Origin of the sequence: Robertmurraya siralis (assembly GCF_005502275.1) — a bacterium.
In the GTDB taxonomy this organism is placed as follows: domain Bacteria; phylum Bacillota; class Bacilli; order Bacillales; family Cytobacillaceae; genus Robertmurraya; species Robertmurraya siralis.
On record NZ_SWLZ01000008.1, the window covers coordinates 75,172 to 100,921 of the forward strand.

Annotated in this window: 32 protein-coding genes and 1 pseudogene; 20 read left to right on the top strand and 13 right to left on the bottom strand. The window is 38.3% G+C overall.

Going from position 1 to position 25,750, the window contains the following annotated elements; translation table 11 throughout:
* Positions 1-32: 32 nt before the first annotated feature.
* The 5 genes from FCJ93_RS11935 to FCJ93_RS11955 are packed head-to-tail and all read left to right on the top strand — an operon-like array spanning position 33 to position 4,492.
* Positions 33-941: a carbohydrate ABC transporter permease gene (locus FCJ93_RS11935; RefSeq protein ID WP_095312300.1), complete on the top strand. Its 909-nt coding sequence runs from the start codon at positions 33-35 to the stop codon at positions 939-941.
* Entirely contained in the window at positions 931-1,755 is an 825-nt protein-coding gene (locus FCJ93_RS11940) for a carbohydrate ABC transporter permease (protein WP_137743783.1), read from the top strand. The genes FCJ93_RS11935 and FCJ93_RS11940 overlap by 11 nt, the downstream gene beginning before the upstream one ends.
* 12 nt (positions 1,756-1,767) lie before the next feature.
* A complete protein-coding gene (locus FCJ93_RS11945; protein WP_137743784.1) occupies positions 1,768-2,898 on the top strand; it encodes an ABC transporter ATP-binding protein in 1,131 nt (376 codons plus the stop codon).
* Positions 2,891-3,688, top strand: a complete 798-nt coding sequence (locus FCJ93_RS11950; protein ID WP_137743785.1) for a sugar phosphate isomerase/epimerase family protein — start codon at positions 2,891-2,893, stop codon at positions 3,686-3,688. Before FCJ93_RS11945 ends, FCJ93_RS11950 begins: the two co-directional genes overlap by 8 nt.
* 18 nt (positions 3,689-3,706) lie before the next feature.
* Complete coding sequence (locus tag FCJ93_RS11955; protein WP_095312311.1) at positions 3,707-4,492, top strand: HAD-IIA family hydrolase; 786 nt, start codon at positions 3,707-3,709, stop codon at positions 4,490-4,492.
* Positions 4,493-4,568: 76 nt separating this feature from the next.
* Here FCJ93_RS11955 and FCJ93_RS11960 read toward each other — a convergent pair whose 3' ends face one another.
* A complete protein-coding gene (locus FCJ93_RS11960; RefSeq protein ID WP_095312314.1) occupies positions 4,569-4,808 on the bottom strand; it encodes a helix-turn-helix domain-containing protein in 240 nt (79 codons plus the stop codon).
* 181 nt (positions 4,809-4,989) lie between these two features.
* On the opposite strand from FCJ93_RS11960, the gene sda reads away from it, so the two are divergent.
* Positions 4,990-5,136: a sporulation histidine kinase inhibitor Sda gene (gene sda, locus FCJ93_RS11965; RefSeq protein ID WP_095312317.1), complete on the top strand. Its 147-nt coding sequence runs from the start codon at positions 4,990-4,992 to the stop codon at positions 5,134-5,136.
* Positions 5,137-5,399: 263 nt separating this feature from the next.
* Positions 5,400-5,810 carry a hypothetical protein gene (locus tag FCJ93_RS11970; protein ID WP_137743786.1) on the top strand — a complete coding sequence of 137 codons (411 nt, stop codon included), beginning with the start codon at positions 5,400-5,402 and terminating at the stop codon, positions 5,808-5,810.
* Positions 5,811-5,943: 133 nt separating this feature from the next.
* On the opposite strand, the gene FCJ93_RS11975 is transcribed toward FCJ93_RS11970, so the two are convergent.
* From FCJ93_RS11975 to FCJ93_RS11985, 3 genes are read right to left on the bottom strand one after another with little or no spacing between them, the layout of a single operon-like run.
* Positions 5,944-6,558: a DUF2306 domain-containing protein gene (locus FCJ93_RS11975; RefSeq protein ID WP_095312323.1), complete on the bottom strand. Its 615-nt coding sequence runs from the start codon at positions 6,556-6,558 to the stop codon at positions 5,944-5,946.
* A gap of 21 nt (positions 6,559-6,579) precedes the next feature.
* A complete protein-coding gene (locus FCJ93_RS11980; protein ID WP_095312326.1) occupies positions 6,580-7,014 on the bottom strand; it encodes a hypothetical protein in 435 nt (144 codons plus the stop codon).
* A 12-nt stretch (positions 7,015-7,026) separates the two neighbouring features.
* On the bottom strand, positions 7,027-8,031 hold the full coding sequence (locus tag FCJ93_RS11985) for a DJ-1/PfpI family protein (RefSeq protein ID WP_137743787.1): 1,005 nt from the start codon (positions 8,029-8,031) through the stop codon (positions 7,027-7,029).
* A 178-nt stretch (positions 8,032-8,209) separates the two neighbouring features.
* Here FCJ93_RS11985 and FCJ93_RS11990 point away from each other — a divergent pair, with 178 nt between their 5' ends.
* The 7 genes from FCJ93_RS11990 (at position 8,210) to ytvI (ending at position 14,899) form a co-directional block, all read left to right on the top strand.
* Entirely contained in the window at positions 8,210-8,890 is a 681-nt protein-coding gene (locus FCJ93_RS11990) for a response regulator transcription factor (protein ID WP_095312331.1), read from the top strand.
* 1 nt (position 8,891) lies between these two features.
* On the top strand, positions 8,892-10,208 hold the full coding sequence (locus tag FCJ93_RS11995; RefSeq protein ID WP_137743788.1) for a sensor histidine kinase: 1,317 nt from the start codon (positions 8,892-8,894) through the stop codon (positions 10,206-10,208).
* A gap of 110 nt (positions 10,209-10,318) precedes the next feature.
* Positions 10,319-10,651 carry a zinc ribbon domain-containing protein YjdM gene (locus FCJ93_RS12000; RefSeq protein ID WP_137743789.1) on the top strand — a complete coding sequence of 111 codons (333 nt, stop codon included), beginning with the start codon at positions 10,319-10,321 and terminating at the stop codon, positions 10,649-10,651.
* 77 nt (positions 10,652-10,728) lie between these two features.
* The gene (locus FCJ93_RS12005) at positions 10,729-11,181 is read left to right on the top strand and encodes a hypothetical protein (RefSeq protein WP_137743790.1); all 453 of its coding nucleotides are present in this window, start codon (positions 10,729-10,731) and stop codon (positions 11,179-11,181) included.
* Between the two features lie 41 nt (positions 11,182-11,222).
* The gene (locus FCJ93_RS12010) at positions 11,223-11,717 is read left to right on the top strand and encodes a PTS sugar transporter subunit IIA (protein ID WP_095312342.1); all 495 of its coding nucleotides are present in this window, start codon (positions 11,223-11,225) and stop codon (positions 11,715-11,717) included.
* A 196-nt stretch (positions 11,718-11,913) separates the two neighbouring features.
* Positions 11,914-13,203, top strand: a complete 1,290-nt coding sequence (locus tag FCJ93_RS12015; protein ID WP_095312345.1) for an NCS2 family permease — start codon at positions 11,914-11,916, stop codon at positions 13,201-13,203.
* Between the two features lie 616 nt (positions 13,204-13,819).
* Positions 13,820-14,899 (top strand): sporulation integral membrane protein YtvI, encoded by a 1,080-nt coding sequence (gene ytvI / locus FCJ93_RS12020; RefSeq protein WP_225310645.1) that lies wholly within the window; start codon positions 13,820-13,822, stop codon positions 14,897-14,899.
* Between the two features lie 78 nt (positions 14,900-14,977).
* Here ytvI and FCJ93_RS12025 read toward each other — a convergent pair whose 3' ends face one another.
* Positions 14,978-15,694, bottom strand: a complete 717-nt coding sequence (locus tag FCJ93_RS12025) for a 3-ketoacyl-ACP reductase (RefSeq protein WP_095312348.1) — start codon at positions 15,692-15,694, stop codon at positions 14,978-14,980.
* Between the two features lie 317 nt (positions 15,695-16,011).
* Here FCJ93_RS12025 and FCJ93_RS12030 point away from each other — a divergent pair, with 317 nt between their 5' ends.
* Both FCJ93_RS12030 and rpmG read left to right on the top strand, forming a co-directional pair.
* The gene (locus FCJ93_RS12030; protein WP_095312350.1) at positions 16,012-17,196 is read left to right on the top strand and encodes a GTP-binding protein; all 1,185 of its coding nucleotides are present in this window, start codon (positions 16,012-16,014) and stop codon (positions 17,194-17,196) included.
* Between the two features lie 16 nt (positions 17,197-17,212).
* Positions 17,213-17,362: a 50S ribosomal protein L33 gene (gene rpmG / locus FCJ93_RS12035; protein ID WP_095312352.1), complete on the top strand. Its 150-nt coding sequence runs from the start codon at positions 17,213-17,215 to the stop codon at positions 17,360-17,362.
* 218 nt (positions 17,363-17,580) lie between these two features.
* Here the strand turns inward: rpmG and FCJ93_RS12040 are convergent, their stop codons facing one another.
* The 5 genes and pseudogenes from FCJ93_RS12040 to FCJ93_RS12060 all read right to left on the bottom strand — a co-directional run bounded on the left by FCJ93_RS12040 (position 17,581) and on the right by FCJ93_RS12060 (position 20,131).
* Complete coding sequence (locus FCJ93_RS12040; RefSeq protein ID WP_095312355.1) at positions 17,581-18,291, bottom strand: FAD-dependent oxidoreductase; 711 nt, start codon at positions 18,289-18,291, stop codon at positions 17,581-17,583.
* A 33-nt stretch (positions 18,292-18,324) separates the two neighbouring features.
* The gene (locus tag FCJ93_RS12045) at positions 18,325-18,690 is read right to left on the bottom strand and encodes an iron chaperone (protein ID WP_095312357.1); all 366 of its coding nucleotides are present in this window, start codon (positions 18,688-18,690) and stop codon (positions 18,325-18,327) included.
* Between the two features lie 74 nt (positions 18,691-18,764).
* Positions 18,765-19,155, bottom strand: a pseudogene (locus FCJ93_RS12050) (SRPBCC family protein).
* A 4-nt stretch (positions 19,156-19,159) separates the two neighbouring features.
* Positions 19,160-19,480, bottom strand: a complete 321-nt coding sequence (locus tag FCJ93_RS12055) for an ArsR/SmtB family transcription factor (protein WP_095312359.1) — start codon at positions 19,478-19,480, stop codon at positions 19,160-19,162.
* Between the two features lie 195 nt (positions 19,481-19,675).
* Complete coding sequence (locus FCJ93_RS12060; RefSeq protein WP_095312386.1) at positions 19,676-20,131, bottom strand: VOC family protein; 456 nt, start codon at positions 20,129-20,131, stop codon at positions 19,676-19,678.
* A gap of 76 nt (positions 20,132-20,207) precedes the next feature.
* Here FCJ93_RS12060 and FCJ93_RS12065 point away from each other — a divergent pair, with 76 nt between their 5' ends.
* Positions 20,208-21,113 carry a helix-turn-helix transcriptional regulator gene (locus FCJ93_RS12065; protein ID WP_095312362.1) on the top strand — a complete coding sequence of 302 codons (906 nt, stop codon included), beginning with the start codon at positions 20,208-20,210 and terminating at the stop codon, positions 21,111-21,113.
* A gap of 6 nt (positions 21,114-21,119) precedes the next feature.
* On the opposite strand, the gene FCJ93_RS12070 is transcribed toward FCJ93_RS12065, so the two are convergent.
* Positions 21,120-21,584, bottom strand: a complete 465-nt coding sequence (locus tag FCJ93_RS12070; RefSeq protein WP_137743791.1) for a hypothetical protein — start codon at positions 21,582-21,584, stop codon at positions 21,120-21,122.
* Positions 21,585-21,843: 259 nt separating this feature from the next.
* Positions 21,844-22,284 (bottom strand): hypothetical protein, encoded by a 441-nt coding sequence (locus FCJ93_RS25255; protein ID WP_211344113.1) that lies wholly within the window; start codon positions 22,282-22,284, stop codon positions 21,844-21,846.
* 145 nt (positions 22,285-22,429) lie between these two features.
* On the opposite strand from FCJ93_RS25255, the gene FCJ93_RS12080 reads away from it, so the two are divergent.
* Both FCJ93_RS12080 and FCJ93_RS12085 read left to right on the top strand, forming a co-directional pair.
* On the top strand, positions 22,430-22,654 hold the full coding sequence (locus FCJ93_RS12080; protein ID WP_137743792.1) for a cytochrome b family protein: 225 nt from the start codon (positions 22,430-22,432) through the stop codon (positions 22,652-22,654).
* 74 nt (positions 22,655-22,728) lie between these two features.
* Positions 22,729-24,177 carry an aminotransferase class V-fold PLP-dependent enzyme gene (locus tag FCJ93_RS12085; protein ID WP_095312377.1) on the top strand — a complete coding sequence of 483 codons (1,449 nt, stop codon included), beginning with the start codon at positions 22,729-22,731 and terminating at the stop codon, positions 24,175-24,177.
* A gap of 38 nt (positions 24,178-24,215) precedes the next feature.
* Here the strand turns inward: FCJ93_RS12085 and FCJ93_RS12090 are convergent, their stop codons facing one another.
* Positions 24,216-24,608, bottom strand: coding sequence for a winged helix-turn-helix domain-containing protein (locus FCJ93_RS12090; protein WP_095312380.1), 393 nt, complete (start codon positions 24,606-24,608; stop codon positions 24,216-24,218).
* A 349-nt stretch (positions 24,609-24,957) separates the two neighbouring features.
* Between FCJ93_RS12090 and FCJ93_RS12095 the strand changes: the two genes are divergently transcribed.
* Complete coding sequence (locus FCJ93_RS12095) at positions 24,958-25,743, top strand: SDR family oxidoreductase (protein WP_235879468.1); 786 nt, start codon at positions 24,958-24,960, stop codon at positions 25,741-25,743.
* The last annotated feature ends 7 nt before the right edge of the window (positions 25,744-25,750 follow it).

Here is a 25,750-nt window from a genome sequence, read left to right on the forward strand (position 1 = left end):
TCTTTATCATGAAAGGTTGGAGGATAGGAAAAATGAGTGCTCTTACAACAGGTGTAAAAAGATTCAATAGAGAGAATTGGAAAGCTTATTTTTTATTATTTCCGTCCCTGCTAATATTTGCTTTCTTTATGTTTTGGCCGTTTATTTACACCATTTATTTAAGCTTCTTTGATTGGAATATGATCAGTCCTACAAAAGAATTTGTCGGTTTGCAGAACTATATAGATATCCTAACTGATCCGAAGTCTTATAACATTTTTGGCAACACATTTATCTATATTGCTATCTTGCTTGTTTTAAATTGTGTGGTCCCATACGTTTTTGCCTTTGTTATTGATATGGTTTTGAAACGATTTAAAGGCTTCTATAAAGGGGCGTTGTTTATGCCCGCCTTTATTTCATTAGTAGTAGGATCGATTTTATTTACATGGATTTTGAATCCTGTTTCAGGGCCAGTTGCTATTATTCTAGGCTGGTTTGGGCTAGAAATGCCGATTTGGAGCAAGATGGATGGCTGGGTCATATTCGTGCTAAGCTTGATCACTTCATGGAAAGTATTTGGCTACAATTTCATCGTTCTATACGCTTCCATCAACGGAATTTCCCGAGAGTTAATTGAGGCGGCCCGTTTGGATCAGGTGCCCCTATGGAGAATCTTCTTTCAAATCGTGCTTCCAATGAGCAGTGCAACAGGAATTTATGTGTTTATTATTACGATTGTACAGGGACTCCAGTATGTATTTACACCGATAAAGGTCATTACCCAAGGTGGTCCGAATTATGCCAGTTCAAACGCTATCTATCATGCTTATCATGAAGCATTCGTACTGTACCGCACAGGTCATTCAGCGGCATTGTCTATTTTAACAATGGTCATCTTTCTTGTTCTTTTATTCATCGAAATTAAGTTTGTTGAAAGAGGTATCTATTATGAAAATTAATCGCTTCGTGTCGATACCTTGGCATCTTATTTTTATCGCAACGATCTTTATTTTGATATTCCCGATTATTTTTGCCGTGGGCTCCTCATTTAAATCATTGCAGGATGCTTATAATAATGTATTAAATATCATTCCTATTCAACCTACATTAGAAAACTATCAAATCTTTTTTAATAGCTTGCCAGCGATTCAGATTACGGTAAACACTTTTATCATTGCTGCAGTTGTCACAATCTTTAAAGTGATTACATCGTTTTTAGCAGCATATGCTTTTGTTTATTTTCAATTTAGAGGTAAAACGGTTTTGTATTTTCTGTTGATTAGTACGATCTTTATCCCATTTACAGTGACAATGATTCCAAACTATTTAATTATTTCTAAGATTGGTTTAACGGATAGTATCTGGGGAGTCATTTTGCCGCAGCTTGCTGATGCACTTGGGATTTTTTTAATGAGGCAGTCGATGAAAACAATCCCCATGTCATTAATCGAGGTAGCTCAGCTAGACAATTTAAGTCATGTTCAAATTATGAGAGATATTGTCCTTCCGCTCATTAAACCAGCGGTAACGTCAACAGGGATTTGGTTCTTTATTAGTTCGTGGAATGAATACGTTTGGCCAGTGTTGATTTTAAAGACGACAGACAACTTCACGCTACCTTTAGCATTGCAAATGTATATCAGTTCAGAGGGAGGAACGAACTTTACTGTAGCGATGGCAGTGTCCGTCATCACAATGATCATTCCGTTAGCATTGTATTTGGCTTTTCAAAGATATATTGTCGGGACGTTTACTTCTTCAGGAATAAAATAGCGGGGGATGAAAATGAAGGAAATTCGCTTTGAAAATGTATGGAAATCATATGGGAAAACAGAAGTGGTAAAAGGCTTGAATTTTACCATAAAGGAAGGGGAAAGATTAATTCTTTTAGGCCCTTCCGGCTGTGGGAAGTCCACAACATTACGAATGATTGCAGGTCTAGAAGAGATTACTTCTGGCGAATTATATATGAATGACAGAGTAGTAAATGATGTTCCAAGCGGAAAGCGGGATGTTGCAATGGTCTTTCAGAATTATGCGTTATATCCCCACATGAATGTCGTTGATAATATTACTTATGGATTAAGGGTTCAAAAAGTTCCCAGGAGTGAAACCAGGAATCGTTTGGATGCAGCCTTGAAAATGTTAAAGCTCGAAGGCTATGAAAATCGGTTGCCAAAAGATTTGTCAGGCGGCCAAAGACAACGCGTTGCTTTAGCCAGAGCTGTTGTAAAAAAATCGAACTATTTTTTATTAGACGAGCCGTTATCGAATTTAGATGCACAATTACGTGTTTCAGCAAGAAAAGAATTGGTTAAAATTCACGAGCTGTATAGACAAACGATTGTCTATGTTACCCATGACCAAATTGAAGCGATGACAGTGGGCGATCGGATTGCCTTAATGAACGAGGGTAAATTGCAAATGCTGGATACTCCGGAAAACGTTTATCATCGACCGGCCAATATCTTTACAGCTAAATTTATTGGTTCACCACCGACTAACGTGGTAGAAGTGACCTACTTGGATGGGAAAATAATGTTCGGTAATCAGTCTTTCCAATTGTCACCGATGTGGGTCAAGCAAGTTGAACAAAGCAAAACAAGCAAAGTTGCCTTTGGAATTCGACCGGAACATCTGGAAATCAATAAAACGGCCAATAAAAATACGCTTAAAGGTACTGTTAAATATGTTGAAAATCAAGGCAATAGCTACGGTGTGTATGTCGACCTTCAAGGGGATGAAGTGATCGCTCTAAGCGAGAGTAAATATTGGTCTCAAGGTGAAACGGTGTATTTAAAACCTTTCATGAACCATATTCATCTTTTTAATTGCGAAACGACGAATTCGATTGGTTATCCGGCTGAACTAGATCAGGAAGAAACGACATTAGAAAGGGTGCTGATTCATGAATAAGGAAATTTGTTTTTCCGATTTACCGTTAATTACAAACGACATAATTAAAAATGTAGAGGGATTAATTGAGAATGGTGCAGATAAGGTGGAGCTGTTAATGGATGGAGAGAAATGGGATGAGATGGAGTCTCTCTTTTCAGAGCTAGCACCACAATTAAAGGCATTGCCAGTTGGTTATACGGTTCATCCCCCTGCTTGGGATATTAATCTAACAAGTGAAAATCAGGCCATTCGTGAAGCCTCGTTTTTACAATATAAAAAGGCGATTGAGTTTGCCGGTATGATCGAAGCGGACCATGCCGTGATCCATCCAGGTTTTTGTTTTTCACCAGTGTTTAATAAAAAGAAAGCACAAGCGCGAGCAGCGGAATATATTCGCAGCCTTTGTCAAATTGCTAAGCCTTTAAATGTGAAGATTGTCGTTGAAAATGTTGGCTATAACGGCAGCTCGCTATTTACTCAAGAAGAGTTTACAAGATTTTTAGACCCAATCGAGGAAACGGCCGGATATTTAATCGATATTGGTCATGCCCACTTAAATCAATGGGACATACCAAAGCTGATCAAAGACACAAAAGATAGATTACTTGCTATTCATATTCATGATAATCACGGAATAGGCGACGATCATCTGCCAATTGGCAAAGGGACGATTCAATGGACAGAAGTCTTCTCTGCGATGCGAGAGGTAGCGAATGATTGCCAATTGATTTTAGAGTATGCCCCGATGACATCATTAGATAAATTGCGCATGGGAAAAGAGATTTTACAAAAAGAGGTTTTGTTTTAATAAAGGTGGAGTGGCAGGTTGATTAACATTGATGAATTTGACGCATTTTGCTTTGATTTAGATGGGACGATCTATCTTGGTGAAGAGCTTCTACCCGGGGTAGAGAACGTAATCGCTCATTTAAGAAAAGCGAATAAAAAAATAATGTTTATTACGAATTCACCAACAATGACAAGATCAGAGTGTTGTACGCGTTTAAAAAAAATGGGAGTGGCTGCCGAGCTTGAAGAGGTGATCACGGCGACTTTTTTATCAGCAGTTTATTTTACAGAGCAGGCTCCTGATGCACTTGTTTACATAGTGGGTGAAAAATCCATTGAAGAGGAATTTAAGCTGTTCGAATTGAAAACGACGAACAATCCGCTTGAAGCCACACATGTTTTAGTAGGGCTCGATCGCTCCTTTTCCTATCAAAAGCTTAACTTAGCGATGAATGCATTGAGAAATGGAGCGAAACTTGTTTTGACCAATCCTGATCCGGCATGTCCAGTTCCAGGAGGCTTTATTTCAGATACAATGGCCATTGCCAGTGCGATAAAGGTGGCTTCTGGGAAGTCGAATGAGCAAATTGTGGGCAAACCGTCCTCATTTTATGCAGAAAAGGTGCTTGAAAAATTGCAGATCAATACGAATCGTTGCCTAATTATCGGTGACCGCCTTGAAACAGATATTCTGCTTGGAAAAGAGAATGATATCCGAACCTGTTTAGTTTTAACAGGTACCTCCACATTGGCAGATATAAAGAAGGAACAAATTTATCCTGATTATATAGTAGAAAATCTCCAATTTTTTTTAAAAGAATAGATCTGTTCGTATTAAACAAGCGCAATTCCGAGTGAATTGCGCTTCACTATGCTTTTTAATAAAGTGTACTGCTTGTTTAGTTTTCCAATTCTTCAAAGTCACCAGGAACTTCAACTAATGTGATGATATCTCGAATATCTTCTATGGAAAGTGTATTCGCAATTTTTTCAATATGTTCAAATTGAATCCGTTCACGTTTCCCGTTAGCGAGCTCACTCAAGGCTGCTCTGCGAATCCCCGTGCGAATATGTAGTTCGCTGATGGACATATTGTATTTATGGAGCAAATCATTAACGCGGACGACTACTTTCTTCACTATTTTCCACCCTTCCACTCATTTCATTCATAAGTTGACTGTACACTTAAGCGTACAATATAATAAAGGTACATCATGTACGCATAAGCGTACATATAGTTTATTAAACTTGATGAATTTATTCTTTCTTCCACATCCGCCGGATTATTATGTTGTAAAAATAATAGATTAGGAGGGGAATATGTTTACAGAGTTAAAGAATGAGGACATTATGCAAACATATCAGCATGCAGTAAAACTAAAGCTTGATCAAGAATTTATTGAAATTTTAAAAAAAGAAATGGTTCAAAGAGGCATTATGATTGAGGAAAATTTGAAAAAGAAATAAAGTCAATATTTGAGCTTTGCGCTCGTTAATTAAGAAAAAACTTTATTTGAAAATTTGTCCACCGCTAAGGCGGTGGTCTCTTTTTTCCTCAGTGATGGAACCGATAGTTCACTCGATTGAGGAGAACACGATGCGGCTAATGAGGGGAAATATCGAATGCTAGCAAGTATCACAGTTTATTTGATTTTAGACGGAGCGGCAGGGGCGAACGAACTCTCTTGGAAGCGCTTGTGACGAGGAGTGAATTTAAGGAAGTGTCCTCATTGGACCGGAACGAGCGGAGAAAACGAAGGGAAAGTCCGAAACGAAGCTCTATTGGACCGGAACGAGCGGAGAGAACGAAGGGAAAGTCCGAAACGAGGTTCTATTGGACCGGAACGAGTGGAGAAAACGAAGGGAAAGTCCGAAACGAAGCTCTATTGGACCGGAACGAGCGGAGAAAACGAAGGGAGAGTCGGAAACGAAGCTCTATTGGACCGGAACGAGCGGAGAGAACGAAGAGAAAGTGCGAAACGAAGCTCTATTGGACTGGAACGAGCGGAGAAAACGAAGGGAAAGTCGGAAACGAGGTTCTAATGGACCAGAACGAGCAGAAAAGACGAGAGAATGGACCGAAGAGAACGGCTATTAAGACTAAAATCGAATCCGGACAGGGAAATGAAATATTCGTCTGAAAGGGAGGAGCTGAACACGAAGGACAGCTCCTTTGGTAGTTGTAGCTTTGCAGGAACCAACAATGGCTCCGCAGGCATTTTGCTCTTTTGGCCTCGCTGCGTTTGCCGATTCTATAAAAATTAGCAGCAGTCATTAAGTAAACACGTTCTTTCTTATAACAAACTCTGCAGCGATAAGATTAAGGAACCAACAGAGCCAGACGGCTAAAGTATATGAAGTTCCATAAGGAATATGGATGACATGATGTGCAATCGTGACCACAATATAAATCGTCATATTGGCAAATGAAAGAAAGAAGCTTCGGAGCATCCATTGACGATGAAGGGTGACTTTCCCGCCTTTAATATACCAATAGCCTAAGACGGTTGTACCGAGCCACAATATATTTAAGATAAGAAATCCTAAGGTGCTCAGCCATCCACCGGTTGCAAAAAATGAAACGTAGACACCTGGAATAAAGTTAAGGATGATGGAAATGACGTAAAGCCGACCATTCCAACGGTGGAAGAACAATGATTTTATCCTTATTTTTTTAAGAACACCCAATGGTCCTGTGAGAAGAGAGAGCACTGCCAGTAGAATATGGATCCGTATCATGAATGTCCACAAGTCTTGGTTTGTTAACATTTCCTCTTTTCTAGATATAAACGTCTCGAAGTTCGGATCAACGATAAAGTTTTTTGATAGTGTATGGAGAATCCATAAGATCGGGATGATAACGACAGCAATTTTAATTGACTTTTTCATAAACGATTCCTCCAATGGGCTTTATGCAAATAAACCTCGATTTGTCATGATGAAGCTCGCTGCTAAGATGAATAAAAAGAGACACCACCCATACCATTTCAGCTTTGCACGATTGTTTATTAAAATTTCCTCGGGCTGTTCTGATGAAAGTATTTTTTTCAAAAGAGTGTTGATCATTCCAATCATGGCGCCAATGAGGGCAAGCAGCAGTGTGGCAATGATAACCCACTCAGTGGAGGGATAGGTTGAATAGCCCATAGTCATCCATCCTCCAGTAATCAGTATAAGAACTAAGGCATAGTGGCCACCACGGGTAAAGCTTAAAAAAGTCGTAATGACGGTCTTTAATTCCTGGCCCGTTTGAGAGAAAAGACGCTTGATAATAATAGGAAAGGTAAGAAACACGCCTAAAAATATTGCGCTTATCACATGAAAAAATACTAGAATAGCATACATGAAATCACCACCTTATGAAATTCTCGCTCCGATTAATTTTGATGAAGGAAGCATGCCTGCCTTCGCTTCACCAGATATGATATCGCCATCAACTGAGACAGTGAACTTTAGTGTAAGACGCATCGGCTTGGACACTTTCATTGACCATTTTAGTGAATTCCCTTCTATGGTAACGTCGTCCAAAGGAACGATATCTTCTCCTTGTTTACCCGTACCCGTCAGTTTCCCGTCGTTGTTTTTTATATCAAATAAGACAGCTAGCTTGCCAATAGGCGTATTAATCGTTGCGTCCCATTTTCCTACAAATTCAATGCCGTCTGATGTGGCAGTGAGAGAATGGGAACTTGCTGATTCTTTCACACTTTCATCATGAATTTCTTGAGGGGCGTTTCCGTCATTTTTCCAAACGGTTCCTCTGCGTTCATATTCGAATAATTGCTCGACTGCGTGTGCGATGCGAGGTCCCCATCCGCGCTCAACTAAATAGAGAGCAAGATCGAGTCCGGAAGTTACGCCGCCGCTTGTAACAAGATCTCCGTCGTCTACTACCCGTGCGTTCACAGCTATCGCATTGGTGGCATTTAAAAGCTCCATTCCCAAATGATGTGTAACCGCATGGCGGCCTGTCAATAAACCAGCTATGGCTAAAATAAGAGAGCCGCCACAAACAGTGGAAAGAAGGATCTCCGTGTTGTCCATTGCTTCCTTGAGCATGCTCCCTAACGCGGTTTCGGAAGCTTCTTTTAATTTTACGGGGATGGAATCAGGACCATAATGATTAATAGAACCAGAAGCTCCTGGAACGACAATAATACCTCGGTCATGTATATTCAGTTTATCAACGGCTTGAAGCGGTACGTCATTAACACCGCTTCTGACCAGTCTTTTTCCTTCTGCTGATACGAGCTTGACTGTAATATCTTCATGGCTGTACATGGCAGCGGCAGTGAATACCTCAAAAGGAGCGATGGCATCAAGTAAATCAAAGCCATCAAATAATACAATTTGTACGTTCATATTCATTACCTCCATTTTTACTTTGGGCTGTGTATAAAATAGAATAGCGGTAAGATGTCACAAATAAATGGACAAAAAAGTCACAAAACGATCACAACATTTCGGCCTTACTTGTTCTGTAGGGGTAAAATGGTAAACTAGAGGTAAATTTTAGTTGTAGCGAAAGCAAGGTGGAAGCGTGGAGGCCAAACAAACCATTTTAGTGGTGGATGATGATAAAAGCATTGTGGAACTTTTGAGGGATTTTTTGGAAAATGAAGGATTCTCTGTAAAAATCGCTCATGATGCAAAACGAGCATTAGTTGTTCTAGAGGAAAATGCCATTCACGCACTTATCCTTGATATTATGATGCCGGGGCAAAGTGGGTTTGAGCTTTGTAGACAAATTCGTGCAGAAAGTGATGTTCCCATTCTTTTTTTGAGTGCTCGCAGCGATGATATCGATAAAATCCGCGGATTAGCGCTTGGAGGAGATGATTACATTGTTAAAACAGCTTCACCGGGAGAAATTGTCGCAAGAGTGAAGGCTGTATTGAGACGTTCCCATTCTCAGCCTAAAAGAAACGTTATCGATTATGACCGGCTTACATTGGACTTATCGACAAGAGAAGTATTGCTAGATGGACAATCTGTTTCTTTAACGCCAAAAGAGTATGATTTGCTAAGATTATTTGCCGAACATCCTAAGCATGTTTTTACTTATGAGCAATTATTAGAGCGATTTTGGGAAGGGGTTGGCGATAAACATACCGTCCGCGTCCAGCTTAGTCGTCTTCGTGAAAAAATTGAGCCTAATCCGAACGCTCCGCAGTTTATCAAGAATGTTTGGGGGATAGGCTACTGTTTTAAAGGGGAATAAAATGAAAACGATCCGTATTCGTAAATTTACAGTGCTTTGCTTCGCACTCATCCTCACTCTTCCATGGCTGTTTTACGTCGTTGCTCACTTTCTCGTAACGAGTACATTTACTTTCAGAATCGATGATACTCAACTGGAGCAAATCGAAGCAGCAGTGAGCATGATTGAAGAAAATGTTGATATGTGGACGGTGCCCTCATGGCAGGAGCAATTAAGAGAGCAAGTGGAAGGATCCCAATTGGATGTTTCCATATGGTCGGGGGCAGGTCAATTAGTATTCCATACAGGGACGGAACGAGAACGGGCTTTTTTAAGAACAGAACAATTATCTATTCTTGAGGAAGGGGAGGTTCTAGGTCGAGTTGTGATCTCACAAACGGATTCAAGAACAATGCAGATCATCGCAGCTTTTGTCGGTTTACTTACAGCATTTATGCTTGTTGGCGTTCTCCTGCGAAAGTATATTCTTAAACCGTTAGAAAGTATGAGCAAAGGTTCACGGCAAATTGCAGAAGGTGATTTAGATATTCAACTGCCAACATCCCGAATTGTCGAAATTAGTGAGGTGCATGAAGGGTTTAATGTGATGGTAAAGGGGTTGAAGGATTCCTTTCAAAAACAAATGGAGCTGGAGGATGAAAGGCGTTTTATGATCGCGGCATTGGCTCATGACTTGCGGACCCCATTGTTTGCCTTGCGAGGTTATTTAGATGGTCTTGAAAGTGGAATTGCGGACACTGAAGAAAAACGGGCAAGGTATTTAGCTGTATGCAAGGAAAAATCAGCTCAGCTCGATCAGCTTGTGGAGGAGTTGTTTGCATTTTCAAAGTCTGAATACCATGATGAAAAGCTGAATAAGAAAGAGCTTGATTTTAATCAGCTTTTGCAGAGAGTTATTAACAGTGTAGTTCTGCAGGCGCAAAACAAGTCTATTTCGTTCGACTTGTCTCATTTGGAAGAAGCTTGCTTTGTGAAGGGGGACGCACATCTGTTAGAACGTGCCCTGAATAATTTATTAGATAATGCGGTGCGATATTCCCCTATGTATGGGAAAATAGTTGTCACCTGTGAAAAAGATAATGATAACTTGATTTTTAAAATTCAAGATACAGGGGAAGGATTCACTTCGGAAGATTTGGCACGTGTATTTGAACCGCTTTATCGTGGTGAAGCATCAAGAAACCGTGCTACCGGAGGAACTGGATTAGGGCTAGCTATTGCTAGACGAATCTTGAGGCAGCATGGCGGAGATTTAGTTGCAGCAAATCATGAGAGCGGCGGAGCGATAATAACAGGTTGGCTTCCTTTTAATAATTAAAATGGATTTTTTCCTTAACGTTTCCTTGAATCTAAAAAGTTCGGTTCAATAATAGAGCTTTTTTGTTATAGTAATTATATGTGGAAAAATCCAATAGCGGGGGAGAATAGATGAGCCATTTACCAAATTGCCCAAATTGTAGTTCAGAGTACACGTATGAGGATGGGGCTTTGCTCGTATGCCCAGAGTGCGCCCATGAATGGACGCTGACTAGTGAAGTGGAAGAAGAGAAGATTTACAAGGATGCAAATGGCAACGTATTACGTGATGGGGATACGGTGACAGTGATTAAGGATTTAAAAGTAAAAGGAAGTTCATCCGTCTTAAAGCAAGGAACGAAAGTAAAAAATATTCGTTTAGTCGATGGAGATCATGATATTGATTGCAAGATTGACGGTTTCGGTGCAATGAAATTAAAAACTGAATTTGTGAAGAAGATCTAATATAAGGAGCACAGTGGCAACTGTGCACTTACCAGAAATGCCCTCAAGTTTGTGCTTGAAAAAGGAGCGAGACATTAGTGGAATTACAGCAAACTAGGACAAATGAATGGTATACAGCGATCCTCGTTTTATCAATTCTTATTCCTGTTCTTTATGTCATATATTTATTGACGATGTTACAAGAAAACGAACAGTCGATTAAAGGATTATTGAATTTACAGCCTATCTATGTTGTACTTATGTTGGTTGCTTTTATTAATCCGATATGGGGTCATTTCCTTAAGCACATTCCAAAGGAAGAGCGGGTTAAAGAAGGAAGAGGTGATCGTTTCCTTACTTATTTGCTTGTTTCTCAAATGGTCGTAGGGAATATCGTCATGTTCATCCTTGCTTTGTTAGCAAAAAGAAAACTCCCGAGAGCTTCAGAGCCACAGCCATTAACAGCCCTTGAAAAAACTGTGGCCTTGGCTTTACTCGCATTATCACTATTTGCAGGATTTCTTTTATTAAGATTCATATTCTTTGTATAGCAATCGTTTAGTAGCGCTTATCAGAAAGGTGGTTATATGCTATGTTGTCAAAATTATTTGGTAAAAAAGAAACGAAAGTAACAATCTATTCACCTGTTGATGGAGAAATTATCCCGTTATCAGAAGTACCCGATCCGGTGTTTTCGCAAAAAATGATGGGTGATGGTGCTGCGATTAAGCCCTTGAATGGAACAGTGGTTTCTCCAATTGAAGGAAAAGTTGTTCAAGTTTTCCCGACAAAGCATGCTGTCGGACTGCAAACGAAGAACGGTGTTGAAATTTTAATCCATATCGGACTAGAAACAGTTGGGATGAATGGGGAAGGATTCGAAGCACATGTTGCAACGGGGGATTCCGTTAAAGCGGGTGACAAGCTAATCACCTTTGATCCTGAATTAGTAAGGGAAAAGGCAGCAAGTGATATCATTCCGATCGTAATCACAAATACAGATCAAATGCAGTCGATTACGAAAAATGATAAACAGTCTGTTCGCGCAGGACAAGATGAATTATTAGTCGTAGAAGTAAGTAAATAATAATTAAAAACCAGGACATCTCATTGTTAGCTGTATGTTTAACAATGGGATGTCCTTTACTGTTGAAGTGTTTTTTTGCTTTAAGCGTGAGTGTTGGCAGGAACAGTAAATTCTGTTACAATATCTGTTTGTGGCTCACCTATTTTTTAGGGAGAGCGGGTAGGGAGAGGGCTAATTGAATAGTAAGGTATTATAGATGTTTAATCGATTTTTTCAGCTGGAAAAGAATGAGACAACGATTAAGAGAGAGTTGTTAGCGGGGATAGTGAGCTTTTTTACGATCGTCTATATTATTGCGGTCAATTCACTTATTCTATCAGAAGCTGGAGTTCCGCTGGAAGCAGCGATAATGGCAACGATTGTGACTTCCTTTGCAGGTTGCTTTTTAATGGGGTTTTGGGCGAATGTCCCGATTCTTCTCGTTCCTGGGATGGGTGTGAATGCTTTATTTTCATACACAATTGTCCAATCGATGGGCATGTCATGGCAAGAAGCATTAGCTGTTGTCTTAGTATCAGGAATGATTTTTATGCTCGTGGCCTTCTCGCGGTTTTCGAAAACGTTGAGTGACTCGATTCCTCAGTCATTGAAAGAAGCTATTACGATTGGACTTGGATTCTTTCTTATGCTCATCGGACTTGAAAAGGGCGGCATTGTGGAAAAGGGAACAAACTCGATCATTGCATTAGGTGATTTGGGTGAACCGCAGGTACTTGCAACAATGTTAACGTTCCTCATTGCAATTGTATTGTTTTTACGCAATGTTCCTGGGAACTTCTTAATTACAGTCGTAGTAGGAACAGCCTTAGCCTGGGTATTTGGCGGAATTCATTTTGAAGAGGGGCAAGCAGAAACTTTTTCACTGTCTGATTATACCGCCGTAGTTGGAGCTTTTTCCTTTGATAATGTCCTGTCATTTGGCTTTTGGATTGCTGTTTTTTCCTTAACGATGGTGCTCGTCTTTGAAAACATCGGACTGGTGCATGGTCATGTTTCTTTCATAAACCGTTCAGATCGATTTTCACGTGCATTTCAGGCTAATTCGATATCAGTCTTTCTATCTGGTTTGTTTGGATCAAGTCCAACTGTCGCAACGGTTGAAAGTACAGCAGGGATGGCTGCAGGCGGGAGAACAGGCTTAACAACTGTGACAACAGGTGCTTTGTTTCTTCTTTCAGCATTTTTTATTCCGGTCATTAAGCTGATCCCGAATAGTGCCGTTGCACCAATCCTAATTATTATTGGAGGATTAATGCTGCAAAACATCCGTAATCTGAATTTAGGAGATTTGAGTGAAAGCTTTCCTGCGATTTTTATTATCGCGATGATTCCTTTCACTTATAGTATTGCAGATGGAATCGCTGTTGGCTTTATTTTGTATCCGATCTTAAAGATTGCAATTGGAAAAGCAAAAGAAGTCTCCGTTACGTTATACGTCATTGCTAGCCTATTTCTTTTTAACTTTGTATTTCATATATTTGGTTAATGACTGAAAAATTCCAAAACACTAAAGCAAGTGAAGCTAAATACCTCGTTATTCTTCACTTGCTTTTTAAGCTTCGATCATTAAAAGAGAGATCCACAGATCAACCTCAAAAACTCTTCAATGAATTCGTATATCTTGCAAATTAAAGATGAATTTTCACGCAATCCAGCCATCAATAAAAGGGGACATGTTCGCCTGTAATTCCGAGAGCATGAAAAAAATCTTTCCAGAGTTGAAGAACGCAATAGAAAATGGGAAAATAGAAGGAGACAAGGAAATGGAAGAATGATTGGCAATTTTTCAACTAAAGGAAATTGATGCTCCTTGTGTTGAGGAAATAGGCAGTCAGTACTTCAATAGGTCAATAAGCAATAAACAATCCTTGCTTGTGGAGAATATACCATGAAAAATATACAAAATTGTATTTCTTTTCACAATAATCAATATATTGAATTTGTTAAGGAATACTTTAGTTAAAGTAAAACTTTTTATAGTAATATAATTAGAGTAAGTAAGGATTCTTAAAATTTACATTCGTCTGTACACAGATTAGGATGAGGATAAGGGAAGAAAAACTTAACCTGCTTAGTAAGGGAATTGGGAGGAAGATTGACGATTGTCAAAACAAAGTCTTATTAAACGAATTTTAATGACAGTATTTATATTGATAGTAGGAGTTTTTATTTATATTTATTTTTCTGCATTTTTACCTGTGTTATTAGCTCTTTTAACAGCCATTGTTTTTGAGCCTTTTGTTAAATGGCTTCAGCAAAAGTTAAAGGCAGAAAAAAGATTGCTACCGGTTATAATTGTTTTTTCAACTTTTATTATCATATGTGGTGCTAGCTTGTACATTATCTTAACTAAGGTTGCAAGCTCCATATATGAGTGGTCCATTAATATACCCGAATATGCAGTAGAAATACAACAATTTACTAATAATCTAATTGTTCGATTTAATCAGTTTGTTGAAGAAATTCCACAAGGTCACCTGATTATTATTGAGTTAGAAAAACAGTCAGATGCCCTCATTAATACCGTAACGCAAATTACTACACAATTAATTAATTCTCTTGGTATATGGCTACAGTCTATCCCTAATATGTTATTTGTGACACTTGTTTATTTGATTACTTTTTTCTTAATCAGTTTAGATCTACCGAAATTAGTCACCATATTTTACAACTTATTTAAAACAGAGACATCGGACAAATTGCGTTTTGTTTCTCAGCAGATGAACAAAGTCTTTTTAGGGTATTGGAAAGCACAATTTGTTCTTAGTATTGGGGTTTTCCTTATTACCTATATTAGTCTTCTATTTATTTCACCGCGGGCTGCCCTGATTATGTCAATTATAATTTGGGTGGTTGATATTATTCCACTTTACGTTGGTCCTGCACTTATCCTTGTTCCATGGGGGATCTTGGCTGCCATAATTGGAGATATGAATACAGGTATTCAACTTATTGTTCTTGCTGTTATCCTTCTTATCCTAAGGCGTGCCATTGAACCGAAAGTGCTGGGTGATTCAATAGGTCTTAATGCATTGCCAACGGTACTAACAATGTACTTCGGTTTTGTGTTTTTTGGTGTCATGGGATTGATATTGGGCCCTTTTGTTTACATTGCCATCCGTTCAGCAAAGGATTCAGGATTGTTTGATTTTGCATTAAAGAAAACACAGGAAAAAACTTGAGGTATGTATGGGCAAACTTTATAACAAAAAAGGGGCATTCGTAAAGAATCGCCCCTTTTAACGTTGGGATTATATGATTTACGGATTTGTCGACCATAAGCCTGCTGTTTTGATGAATACTCTTGGGTTTAGTTTTAAACCTGCGACAAGGAGATCAGCTAAATCCTCCGGTTGCATCACATTTTCAGTGTTTCCAGAAATGAGATTTGTTTCAATTGCTAAATCAGTGGCCACGGTGCTCGGTGTTAATGCTGTGACGCGGATATTATGCTTTCTCACTTCCATCATTAGCGATTCGCTTAATCCTAAAACAGCAAATTTAGAGGCGCTGTAGGCACTTGTTACAGGAGCACCTTTTTGACCAGCCGTAGAAGAAATATTGACGATATCACCGGATTTTCTTTCGATCATCTCTGGTAAAACGGCTCTTGTTACATTGTAGACACCCATTACATTTACGCGGATAATGTTCTCCCATTCTTCTGGTGTCAAGTCTAGGAAGCCTCCGAATTTAGCTGTTCCAGCATTGTTAATGAGGATATCAATGGGACCAAGATCTGATTTGATATGTTCAACTGCATGGCTAACCGCTTCAAGGTCTGCAACATCTGCTGTTGCTGCGGAAATATTGATATCATAGGTTTCAAGCTCGGCAGCAACCTTCTCAAGATTGGACATTGTCAAGCCTATTAATCCTAAGTTAACACCTTCTTTTGCTAATGCTACGGCGACTGCATGTCCAATACCTCTGCCTGCACCGGTAATGATAGCTGTTTTTCCTTTTAGTGAGATCATATCATCATCCCTTATCAAAGATTTTTAAAACATTACATTTGTAATTAAAAACGAAGGAGGATGAAAATGCAAAATTTTTACCTCAGCGTCGTGATAAGTTTTTTAATTCGCTCTATATATTGAAAAAACTTGATCTTTACAGATCGGTGTATTATTATTTAAATCGTAATCTTTACGATTTAAATACGATTGCTATCTGGCTTTGTCCCTCATTTTATGAAAACTTATGTTCACGATTTAGTAAGTAAAAAGGAGGAGCTATCATTATATTTTAAATCGTAATAATTACGAATTAACTAAAGGAGTGCTAATAAAGTATGGGAAAAATACCAGTAACAGTATTAAGCGGATACTTAGGATCTGGAAAAACAACGTTGCTAAATCATATTTTGGCTAATCGAGATAATAAAAAAATTGCCGTTATCGTCAATGATATGAGTGAAGTAAATATAGATGCCTCGATGATCAAGCAAGGAGGATTTTCTAGAACCGATGAAAAGTTAGTGGAGCTTCAAAATGGTTGTATTTGCTGTACATTAAGGGAAGATTTGATCATTGAAGTGGAAAAACTTGTGAAGCAAGGTGATATTGACTACATCGTAATCGAGTCTTCTGGAATTTCAGAGCCAATTCCTGTTGCTCAAACCTTTACTTATATTGATGAGAACTTAGGGATCAATTTAAGTGAATTATGTAAGTTGGATACAATGGTAACGGTTGTCGATGCGAATCGTTTTTGGCATGATTTTGCTTCAGGGGAAACTTTGCTTGAGCGAAATCAAGCCAACGATGAACTGGACACGCGCGAGGTCGTTGATTTATTAATCGATCAAATTGAATTTGCTAATGTGCTTCTTTTAAATAAAATTGATTTAGTCGATAAAGAGGATGTTCAAGAATTAAAAGCTGTCCTTCAAAAATTAAATCCAGGCGCAAAAATAGTGGAAAGTATTCAAGCACAGGTGCCTTTACATGAAATTTTAGATACGAATCTATTTGATTTTGAGGAAGCAAGTCAAGGAGCAGGCTGGATAAAAGAATTGAATGAGGAACACGTTCCAGAGACAGAAGAGTATGGAATTTCTTCCTTCGTTTATCGCAGAAAAAGACCTTTTCATCCGGAAAGATGGATGAAATGGCTCGAACAGTGGCCAGAGGATATTGTACGGGCAAAGGGCTTTTTCTGGCTAGCCACTCGCAATCATATAACAGGCTTACTTTCACAAGCAGGTCCTTCTATTATGATTCAGGGAGCAGGTGAATGGATTGCGGCTTATTCTGAATCGGAAAGAGAACAAATGCTCAAGGAGGAGCCTGAGCTATTGGAAAGATGGGATGAAAAATTTGGAGATCGGATCATCGAACTCGTCATGATCGGGATCGATATGAACCAAAGAGAAATTGAATCGACATTAGATGATTGCTTGTTAACTGACGAAGAAATGAACATGAATTGGAGCGATTTGGACGATCCACTTCCAGCATTCACAATCGCTAACTAATAAAGGAGGAAGAAAAATGAGAGTCAAAATTACTTTAGCATGCACAGAAACAGGAGATCGCAATTACATTACCACGAAGAACAAAAGAAATAACCCTGATCGGATTGAACTCATGAAATATTCGCCAAGATTAAAAAAACATACTTTGCATCGAGAAACGAAATAAGGAAAGAGCCAGAATCTATAGAAAAGCTGCTAGTTATCAGAATAAAATAACATGTGTAGGTAATGAAAAGGCAATCAAATGCAGATTTTTTATTAAGAGCTAAAATTATTAGGCATAACATATTAGTCATATAAAATATGTTATGCCGCTTCTACGTTAGTGCTCTATTTCTGGCCTTGTCTCTTTAAATTGATAACGTGGTTTTCCTTGCTCCATTCTTATTTATATCCGAAAAAGACATCCTTTTTAATATTCCGTTTTGGAGTGCCATTATTTTGTAAATAAGTAGAAATTGATTGTATCATTGACGTTGGTCCTGCAATCAAGTATTTACCTTTACTATTATACAAGGTTGAAAATCTTTCTATCTCCTGATATAAGTTATCCCTTGAATCAATGTAAGTTATAGTAATTGAAGCATTGTTTGCAATGCTATCAAGTTCATCTTTAAACAAAAATGCCTTTTCACTATCCAAATAGAGTAGTTGTATCGGCTCCTGATTACCATTTCCTTCTTCTTCTATCTGCTTTAACATTGCTCTAAATGGTGTAATTCCAATTCCACCGGCAATTAAGAGTGAAGGATTGTTCTCTTTTAAATAAAAGCCCCCAACTGGTCCATTCATACTTACTTTCATTCCCTGCTTCAGTTCTAACAGTGCATTCTTAAATTCACTTGGATTTTCATCAATTTTTGTAGTAATTTTAACAATATCTTCAGATGGCGTAGTTACCAAAGTGAAAGGTCGTGTAGGATTTTTAATTTTCTTATGAGTTATATTAAACAACCCATGTTGCCCAGCTTTCCAGGTTAAATCCTTTTCTTTTTCAAATAGAAAAGTATATACGTCTTCTGATTCTTTATAGTACTCTAAAAAAGGTATTTCTCTCTTTTTGAAAATGGACAACGAATCCTTTAAGAAATTCATTCAACCAACTCCTTCCTAGCTTCGAAATGCCGTTTATTTCCTCCAAAAAGTCGAACAGTTTGCCTTGTCCCAAATATTAAACTCAATCATTTTCTCTAGAAGTGAGTATTCAACTGGTTTATTATTCCAAGGAATTCGAATTAACTCCTTAGTGTAGTCGTATCCAGCCTTCACAATATCATCCTCTACATGAGTTATAGTTATACTTTCTGGTGCAACGGCTAAATGTTTTTTAGAAACGCTAAAGCCGATTATGAAAGTGCCATGATCAGTAAACATCTGCTGATTCCATTTGATTTCTGCCTTTAAATTTGGATATTTTTGTTCTATCCAGGTAAATATCTCCTCTGTCCTTTCCCGGTGAAAAGGGTCATCAATTTCTGCTAAAAAATCATCCATCGTTTTTCCTCCCAAAATTAACGCTATGGTCACACTGTCGCGTTGAATATTTTAAAATATCGTCAGAGTTATTTTTACATCTCTGCTAGCACTTTTTTAAGTTCATCAACTTTATAAGCCCAACCATATTTAGCACCATTGAATGCTCGACCCTCTTCTTCGAACCCAGTCTGTTCAAGGTGTAAGTATGTTGTATCACCCTCTTGTTTTAACGTCCATGTCACTATAGTATTAATGGAACCACCTACCCACGTGTAAGATAATTTATAAGGCTTGTCCACTATCAATACTTCACTATCTACAATTAGGTCTATTTCATTTGTTGCGAAACTGGCATTTGTATCCTACGATTGGCTTGAAATTATTGTCCATAACCCATTGTGCCAGAATTTCCGAAGTGGTTAGGGCATTCCATACCTTATTGATAGTACTCTTAAATTGAAAATCTAATGATAAATCAGCCATTCATTTACTCCTCCAATATTTTTTTTAGTAAAGTAGCTCTTTCATTCCAAAACTTCTCATAAAAAGATAACCAATCCTTAACTTCCTGTAGAGGAGCTGCATTTAGCCGGTATCTTGTTTCTCTGCCTAATTTACGGTTAATTACTAAATCAGTTTCTTTAAGGATAGCTAAATGTTTAGATACTGCAGTACGACCTATTTGAAATTGCGCAGTTAATTCGTGAAGAGGTAACTCATCTGCATCTGCCAACAAACGTATTATTTTTCTTCTTGTAGGATCTGCGATTGCTACATAAATGTCATGCTTTGGGTGAGTTTTATTCAAAATCATCCCCCTTTCTGAAAAAAAGACACCGATCAGTGTCATAATTATATGACACTGATCGGTGTCTAGTCAATAACGATATTTATACTTTTTCTATGTTATTTAGTATTTTATGTGTTTTTAGGTATTGCTTAAATATCTCCCAGTTTATATTTAGTGATTGTTATATGTCTATTGCCAAAGTATGGGTTAATTCTAATTAACGAAACTATTTAAAAATTTACTCGCATCACTATTAAATTTCCACGTTATACCGAATTTATCGACTAACAAACCAAAACTTGCTGACCATGGAGTTGAAGATAACGGCATGATTACAGTACCACCTTTGGAGAGACTTTCGAAATAGTGTTGATTCATTTCAGGATCAGCATCGATAATACTAATTAAAACATTATTCCCTCTTTTTACCTCGCCTGTCACAGCTTGCATAGAAGGCAGTACGTCAGAGAGCATTAAAATATTCCCTGAAAATTCAATTCGAGATTCCATAATCATGTTTTGTTCTTCATCTGATAATGGAAAATTTGGATCTTGACCAAAAGCACCAAATTTCACCTTTTTGCTGCTTGTCACTTGTAGTGCCTGCTCGTAAAAGGCCAGTGCTTCTGCTGCCTTTCCGTCAAATTGTAAATACGCAATAGTGTTCATCATGTATTTCCTCCTTTCATGATTGAAGTATAATAGGAGATAGGCGACATATGTATGTCGTATATAGGAGGGAAGTATGAAAAAAATTGAGAGACTTATCTCGATCGTGATGATCTTGTTACAGAAGGAAGTGGTTTCGGCATCAGAGTTCAGTCACCTTTTTAATGTGTCGAAGCGAACGATTCAGCGTGATATGGAGGCATTAAGTTATGCTAACATCCCTATTTATGCCGAATATGGTGCTGAAGGGGGATATGCGTTAATGGAGGAATACAAGTTCGATAAACGACTATTAAACCACAAAGATATTGAAAATATTCTTGTGGCTTTAGGTGGGTTTGAGCAGTTAATCACGAATAACGAAATTCAAGCAACGATTCAAAAAATCGCAGCAATGACGAACGTAAATATCTCTCCAAAACTGGATTTGACTTTTTACGAGTGGCCAGGGAGAAAGGAAATCAAAGAAGAAATTTCGTTTATCAGTCAAGCGATTGAGAATCATTGGTTATTAAAATTTGATTATGTGGATCAAAATGGACACACAACATATAGATCTGTAGAACCCTATAAAATTCATTTAAACGAGATGCATTGGTATTTATTTGGTTATAGTTTAGAACGTGAAGATTATCGAACATTTAAGTTAACAAGGATTTTAAATCTCAAAAAAGATGGTTTTTTCGTCCCAAGGTCCGATAAGAAGGTAAAGGAAGAAAAGGATAGCAAACGTCAAGATTTGGTGAGTGTACAGCTGTTGCTTGATGTTGCTGTAAGGGAGCAATTTATTGAGAGATATGGGAAAAATGCAGTTGCAAAAGTGGATACGAGAAGTTACATAACGACAATTGAATTGCCTGAGAGTCAATATGCTTACCAGTTTTTAGCCGGATTTGGAAATAAAATTAAAATTTTGAAGCCAAAGAGTTATATTGCTCAATTTGTGAATTTTTTGGAGGAAACAGTGAAGTTGTACAAATAAAAAGGATCAGGAATGGCTGTTCTCGTTTTCCGTTTCTTGTGGCAGCTCTACTTGTCCAACCGAAAGAGCCTGATATTTTTGCAGGAGCACAATAATTTTTCTCGTTTGCTCTGCTTCACATTGTATAATAATGGTTGCTTCATCCATTCTATCCGCTTGCTTCTGTCTCTTTCTCCCGTTTTTAACGAGAGAATAAGCAAGTAATCCGAGCGCAAAACCAATGGCCGTTCCGAAGAGCCCCCAGAGAATGGGTCCTAATGTTAAGACAAATCCGCAGGAAGCTCCAATTACAGCGCCTGCGGTTCCAAATGAAATTCCTACTTCAAAAGCGTGGGGGTTGTTTAGATCATTTTTGTTTTCACCTGAGTCCATGAAAGCAATCAGTATACGTTCCCTTGAAATGATTTTTTCCAGTTCAGCAAGTGCCTGCTCTAACTCGATTGATTGTTTAAATAGACCGATAATCAACATGTAAAAAGCACCTACCTGATTACGTAAATATTCGCAGTTTAGCCTGTTGGTATCTATTTTTTAGCAAATAGCGCTGCTCTATTTGAAAAAGCTTGTTGTGCTCAATGCTTGTTCGATATGAGAAGTAAATAGAAGCAAATAATACAGATGGCATAAAGAGTAGCCAATGGGGATGAAGTATGGCAATTGATTCTTCAAAATGGCCTTGCAAGAGCAAACAAAGGGAATGGTGCAAGTTTGAAAGCGCTGCATAAATCCATCACCACAACATGGCATAGAAGGCAAGTCCAAAACGATGATTGTATAATTGGCCTAATCCAGGATGGAAGAAAGAGTATAAAGCGCCAATGATTGGATTTTTCTTTTCAATATATTGAATTTCCATTGGGGAAATATGCAGTCTACGAATGCCCTTGTATTCCAAAACAGCAAGGTGATGGAGCTTATTTTGATATATTGCCGAACGGTAGCTATCTGCGATTGCTACTAAATAAATGGTTAAGTACCCGAAAGCCCATTTAGGTTCAATTACTACTTTGGCAAGTTCAAATTGGCCACAGAAGGAATAAATCATTCCTTCGTTAATATGGGCCAATGTATTGAGGATCACCTCGGCTAATGTTAAAAAGGTGCCTCTTAAATATTGGCAAAGCAAGTAAGGCCCAAAACCAGAGAATACAGCCGACCACCATGCGACCATATACGGATTTTGCTGTTTTAATTGAGTACTCCAAACATACTATTTTTGGCAAGAGAATGTTGATTCTGAGCTGTCATATATAAAACCTTCTTAATCCAGTTTTAACCATAGTATGGGATAAACTGTAAAAATAATGATGTTGGTCGTGCACGATATATCTGCATTAATCATTACACTATTTTTTGGTGTACATATTTATCTCACTGTATTTCATCCGAGTGAACGAGCCTCTTTTAATGCGATGGCAACGGGATATATGGATTCGGAATATGCAGAGCATCATCATGAAATTTGGTATAACGAAGTGCAAGAGCAAGATGAACATAATGAACAGCAACTCCAGCCAGAGTCGAAGTCTTACACCGTGTAGCTTAACAAGAAAAGCGAATCGTGAATATGGACGATTCGCTTTTCTGTGAGAATGAGTTTGGGAAGGATTAAAAGATGGATTTAGAAAAACACTTTCATCATTTTAGAGAAAATACCATTGGAAATGAGCAAGTTTTTCAAACACATTATGGAAACAAACGGATTCTCTATGCAGATTGGACAGCTAGCGGAAGGTTGTATAAACCGATAGAAGATAAAATTCTTTATCAGTTTGGTCCTTATGTTGCCAATACTCATACGGAGACGAATGTAACCGGAAAAAGGATGACATGGGCGTATAAGGAAGCAAAAAGTATCATTAAAAAACATGTAAACGCTTATGAAAGTGATCTTCTTTTCTTTGAAGGGACAGGCATGACCAGTGCATTACATAAGGTACAAAGAATCTTAGGTTTAACACTTCATGAAAAGTATGCGGAGATGGTCAGTGACATACAAAAACCAGTCGTTTTTATCACGCATATGGAGCATCATTCCAATCATATTTCTTGGGAAGAGACGGTTGCTGATGTGGTTGTGATTCCCCCTGATGCAGATGGGAAGGTATCACCTATAATGCTGGAAAAGGTTATAAAGAATTATACGGATAGACCGATGAAAATCGGAGCTTTTACCGCTTGTTCAAATGTCACAGGTGTTCAGACACCTTATCATCAACTGGCGGATGTGATGCATCGCTATGCTGGCGTTTGTTTTGTTGATTTTTCGGCTTCCGCTCCGTATATATCAATTAATATGCATCCTCAAAACCAGTCTGAGCATCTAGATGGGATCTTCTTTTCACCACATAAGTTTTTAGGTGGCCCTGGTTCAATGGGGGTAGCGATTATATCGAATAATCTATATAAAAATAATGTTCCTGATCGTCCGGGTGGTGGCACAGTTCAATGGACGAATCCATGGGGTGGAAAATCTTACACGGCAAATATCGAGGATAGGGAGGATGGAGGAACACCTGGGTTTTTACAAGCAATCAAAGCAGCTTTAGCTATCCGTCTAAAGGAAGAAATGGATAGTGAGTACATGTTGGCACAGGATGAAAAACTGATTCGCTTATTGCTTGAGCGTTTAGTAGAGAACAAGAAAATTATTATTTTAGAAGAGCATAGATGGGACAGGCTTCCGATTGTATCATTTTACGTAGAAGAGGTTCATCATCAACTAATTGTAAAATTATTAAATGATGTCTATGGAATTCAAGTACGAGGAGGATGTTCCTGTGCAGGAACATACGGGCATTATTTACTGCAAATTGGAAAAGAACGTTCTTTAGCGATAACAAATGAAATTGATAAAGGAAATTTTTTTATAAAGCCAGGCTGGGTCAGAGTGTCGCTTCATCCAATAATGACAGAAAAAGAAGTTCTCTATCTTGCGAAAGCGGTTTGCGATATCGTTGCTCATATAAATCAGTATAAAAAGGACTATCGGTATTCGGAAAAGAACGATTTTTATCACATAGATGAGAAGCCCATTTTTTCCGATCATTTGTTTGAATTTTGAAGTTAAAAAGATGTAGGGAAGCAATTGTTTTTGCATCCCTACATCTTTTTTTCCGTATTTGTATGCTGCTTAAGGTGGTTTAACAGTTCACCAAGATGGTCTTCAAACAAGTTATCTACAGCCTCTTGAGCTTTTTTCTGAAAGATTTCGTATTGAAGGAGTAACTCTTTCCCAGCAGGAGTTAAGGTAGTTCCCTTTTTCCTATTTCCCTGCTGGCGTTCGACTAACTGCATAGCCAATCTTTCTTCTGTAGCCGTTACTTTCCCCCAAGCAGCTCGATATGACATTCCTAGCAAAGCGGCAGCCTGACTCATTGAACCAGTTCGTTCAATTTCACGAAATAAGCGAATGCGGCCAAGTCCAAAAATAACTTCGCTGTTAAGTTCGATCCAAATTTTAGATTTTACTTTAAGAGATTGTTTATCACTCATTTCCACTCCTCCTTCTCTATAAATCTACCACTGACCTTCTCATGAGCAAAGATCATAAATTGTCATTCGTATGAACTTTTAGAACTAGTGAGCAAAAGAAGGATAAAAAGCCATATCGGGATTAGTTTTGTTAAAGAAAGAGCATTGAGTTTATTAAAGATCAATAAGAACAGGCAAAATACGAGAATAAATGAATAAGTAAGCAAATTTCAACACACCTTTTGTTTTAAGTATTTCATTTTAGTATTTACTCGTAAGGTCGCTTTTATTGAATGAAAAGATGCAGCAAATTTTTAAAATGAACAGGAATGGAGATAGTAAAAGTATCAATGTAAAAGGAGGCTCTTGCGTGGAAAAACTACTTCAAGGTCAAGTCGCTTTTATGACAGGAGCAGGTTCTGGGATAGGGAAAGCGGCGGCACTAAAGTTAGCTGAAAACGGAGCAAAAGTTGCTTTAGTTGACTTACATAAGGAGAACATAGAAGAAGTAAAAAGTCAGATTGAAAAATCGGGCAGCGAGGCTCTCGTTCTAGAGGCAAATGTTTCTTCACCTAAGGAAGTGGAGAACAGTTATAAACAACTGATGCACCATTGGGGGAGAGTAGATTTAGTTTTTGCTAATGCTGGAATAAATGGGGTAGTAACACCGATAGAGGATTTGGACCCGAAGGAATGGGAACTAACGCTTTCCAACAATTTAACGAGTACTTTTTTAACGGTGAAATATGCAATCCCTCATATGAAAGCAAATGGAGGAAGCATCATTATTACGAGTTCTATTAATGGAAACCGCGTTTATAGGAATATAGGTATGTCTGCCTACAGCACTTCTAAAATCGGACAAATGGGATTTGGGAAAATGGCTGCTCTCGAACTGGCAGAGTACCAAATCAGAGTCAATATGATCTGTCCAGGTGCGATAGAAACCAATATAAGTGAAAATACGTGGAAAGAAAAAGACAATTTAAAAAAGGTGGAGATTCCTATTCAATATCCGGAGGGAAATCAGCCGCTTGAGCATCGGGCTGGAAGGCCTGAACAGGTCGCCGATCTTGTCTTATTTCTTGCTTCGAGCCAATCGAGTCATATAACCGGGAGTGAAATCTATATTGATGGTGCAGAGTCCCTTTTATAAGTAGAAA

What these genes read in the sequence shown, in the direction of transcription:
- FCJ93_RS12015 (WP_095312345.1), top strand. Translation starts at nt 11,914, where the DNA reads ATGTTTAATCGATTTTTTCAGCTGGAAAAGAATGAGACAACGATTAAG.
- FCJ93_RS11985 (WP_137743787.1), bottom strand. Translation starts at nt 8,031, where the DNA reads ATGAACGTACAAATTGTATTATTTGATGGCTTTGATTTACTTGATGCC.
- FCJ93_RS11935 (WP_095312300.1), top strand. Translation starts at nt 33, where the DNA reads ATGAGTGCTCTTACAACAGGTGTAAAAAGATTCAATAGAGAGAATTGG.
- FCJ93_RS12070 (WP_137743791.1), bottom strand. Translation starts at nt 21,584, where the DNA reads ATGTTGATTATCGGTCTATTTAAACAATCAATCGAGTTAGAGCAGGCA.
- FCJ93_RS12085 (WP_095312377.1), top strand. Translation starts at nt 22,729, where the DNA reads ATGGATTTAGAAAAACACTTTCATCATTTTAGAGAAAATACCATTGGA.
- FCJ93_RS11980 (WP_095312326.1), bottom strand. Translation starts at nt 7,014, where the DNA reads ATGTATGCTATTCTAGTATTTTTTCATGTGATAAGCGCAATATTTTTA.
- FCJ93_RS12060 (WP_095312386.1), bottom strand. Translation starts at nt 20,131, where the DNA reads ATGAACACTATTGCGTATTTACAATTTGACGGAAAGGCAGCAGAAGCA.
- FCJ93_RS11950 (WP_137743785.1), top strand. Translation starts at nt 2,891, where the DNA reads ATGAATAAGGAAATTTGTTTTTCCGATTTACCGTTAATTACAAACGAC.
- FCJ93_RS11940 (WP_137743783.1), top strand. Translation starts at nt 931, where the DNA reads ATGAAAATTAATCGCTTCGTGTCGATACCTTGGCATCTTATTTTTATC.
- FCJ93_RS12030 (WP_095312350.1), top strand. Translation starts at nt 16,012, where the DNA reads ATGGGAAAAATACCAGTAACAGTATTAAGCGGATACTTAGGATCTGGA.
- FCJ93_RS12045 (WP_095312357.1), bottom strand. Translation starts at nt 18,690, where the DNA reads ATGGATGATTTTTTAGCAGAAATTGATGACCCTTTTCACCGGGAAAGG.
- FCJ93_RS12065 (WP_095312362.1), top strand. Translation starts at nt 20,208, where the DNA reads ATGAAAAAAATTGAGAGACTTATCTCGATCGTGATGATCTTGTTACAG.
- rpmG (WP_095312352.1), top strand. Translation starts at nt 17,213, where the DNA reads ATGAGAGTCAAAATTACTTTAGCATGCACAGAAACAGGAGATCGCAAT.
- FCJ93_RS11945 (WP_137743784.1), top strand. Translation starts at nt 1,768, where the DNA reads ATGAAGGAAATTCGCTTTGAAAATGTATGGAAATCATATGGGAAAACA.
- FCJ93_RS12010 (WP_095312342.1), top strand. Translation starts at nt 11,223, where the DNA reads ATGTTGTCAAAATTATTTGGTAAAAAAGAAACGAAAGTAACAATCTAT.
- FCJ93_RS12025 (WP_095312348.1), bottom strand. Translation starts at nt 15,694, where the DNA reads ATGATCTCACTAAAAGGAAAAACAGCTATCATTACCGGTGCAGGCAGA.
- FCJ93_RS12090 (WP_095312380.1), bottom strand. Translation starts at nt 24,608, where the DNA reads ATGAGTGATAAACAATCTCTTAAAGTAAAATCTAAAATTTGGATCGAA.
- FCJ93_RS11975 (WP_095312323.1), bottom strand. Translation starts at nt 6,558, where the DNA reads ATGAAAAAGTCAATTAAAATTGCTGTCGTTATCATCCCGATCTTATGG.
- FCJ93_RS12000 (WP_137743789.1), top strand. Translation starts at nt 10,319, where the DNA reads ATGAGCCATTTACCAAATTGCCCAAATTGTAGTTCAGAGTACACGTAT.
- FCJ93_RS12040 (WP_095312355.1), bottom strand. Translation starts at nt 18,291, where the DNA reads ATGAATTTCTTAAAGGATTCGTTGTCCATTTTCAAAAAGAGAGAAATA.
- FCJ93_RS11995 (WP_137743788.1), top strand. Translation starts at nt 8,892, where the DNA reads ATGAAAACGATCCGTATTCGTAAATTTACAGTGCTTTGCTTCGCACTC.
- FCJ93_RS25255 (WP_211344113.1), bottom strand. Translation starts at nt 22,284, where the DNA reads ATGGTCGCATGGTGGTCGGCTGTATTCTCTGGTTTTGGGCCTTACTTG.
- sda (WP_095312317.1), top strand. Translation starts at nt 4,990, where the DNA reads ATGTTTACAGAGTTAAAGAATGAGGACATTATGCAAACATATCAGCAT.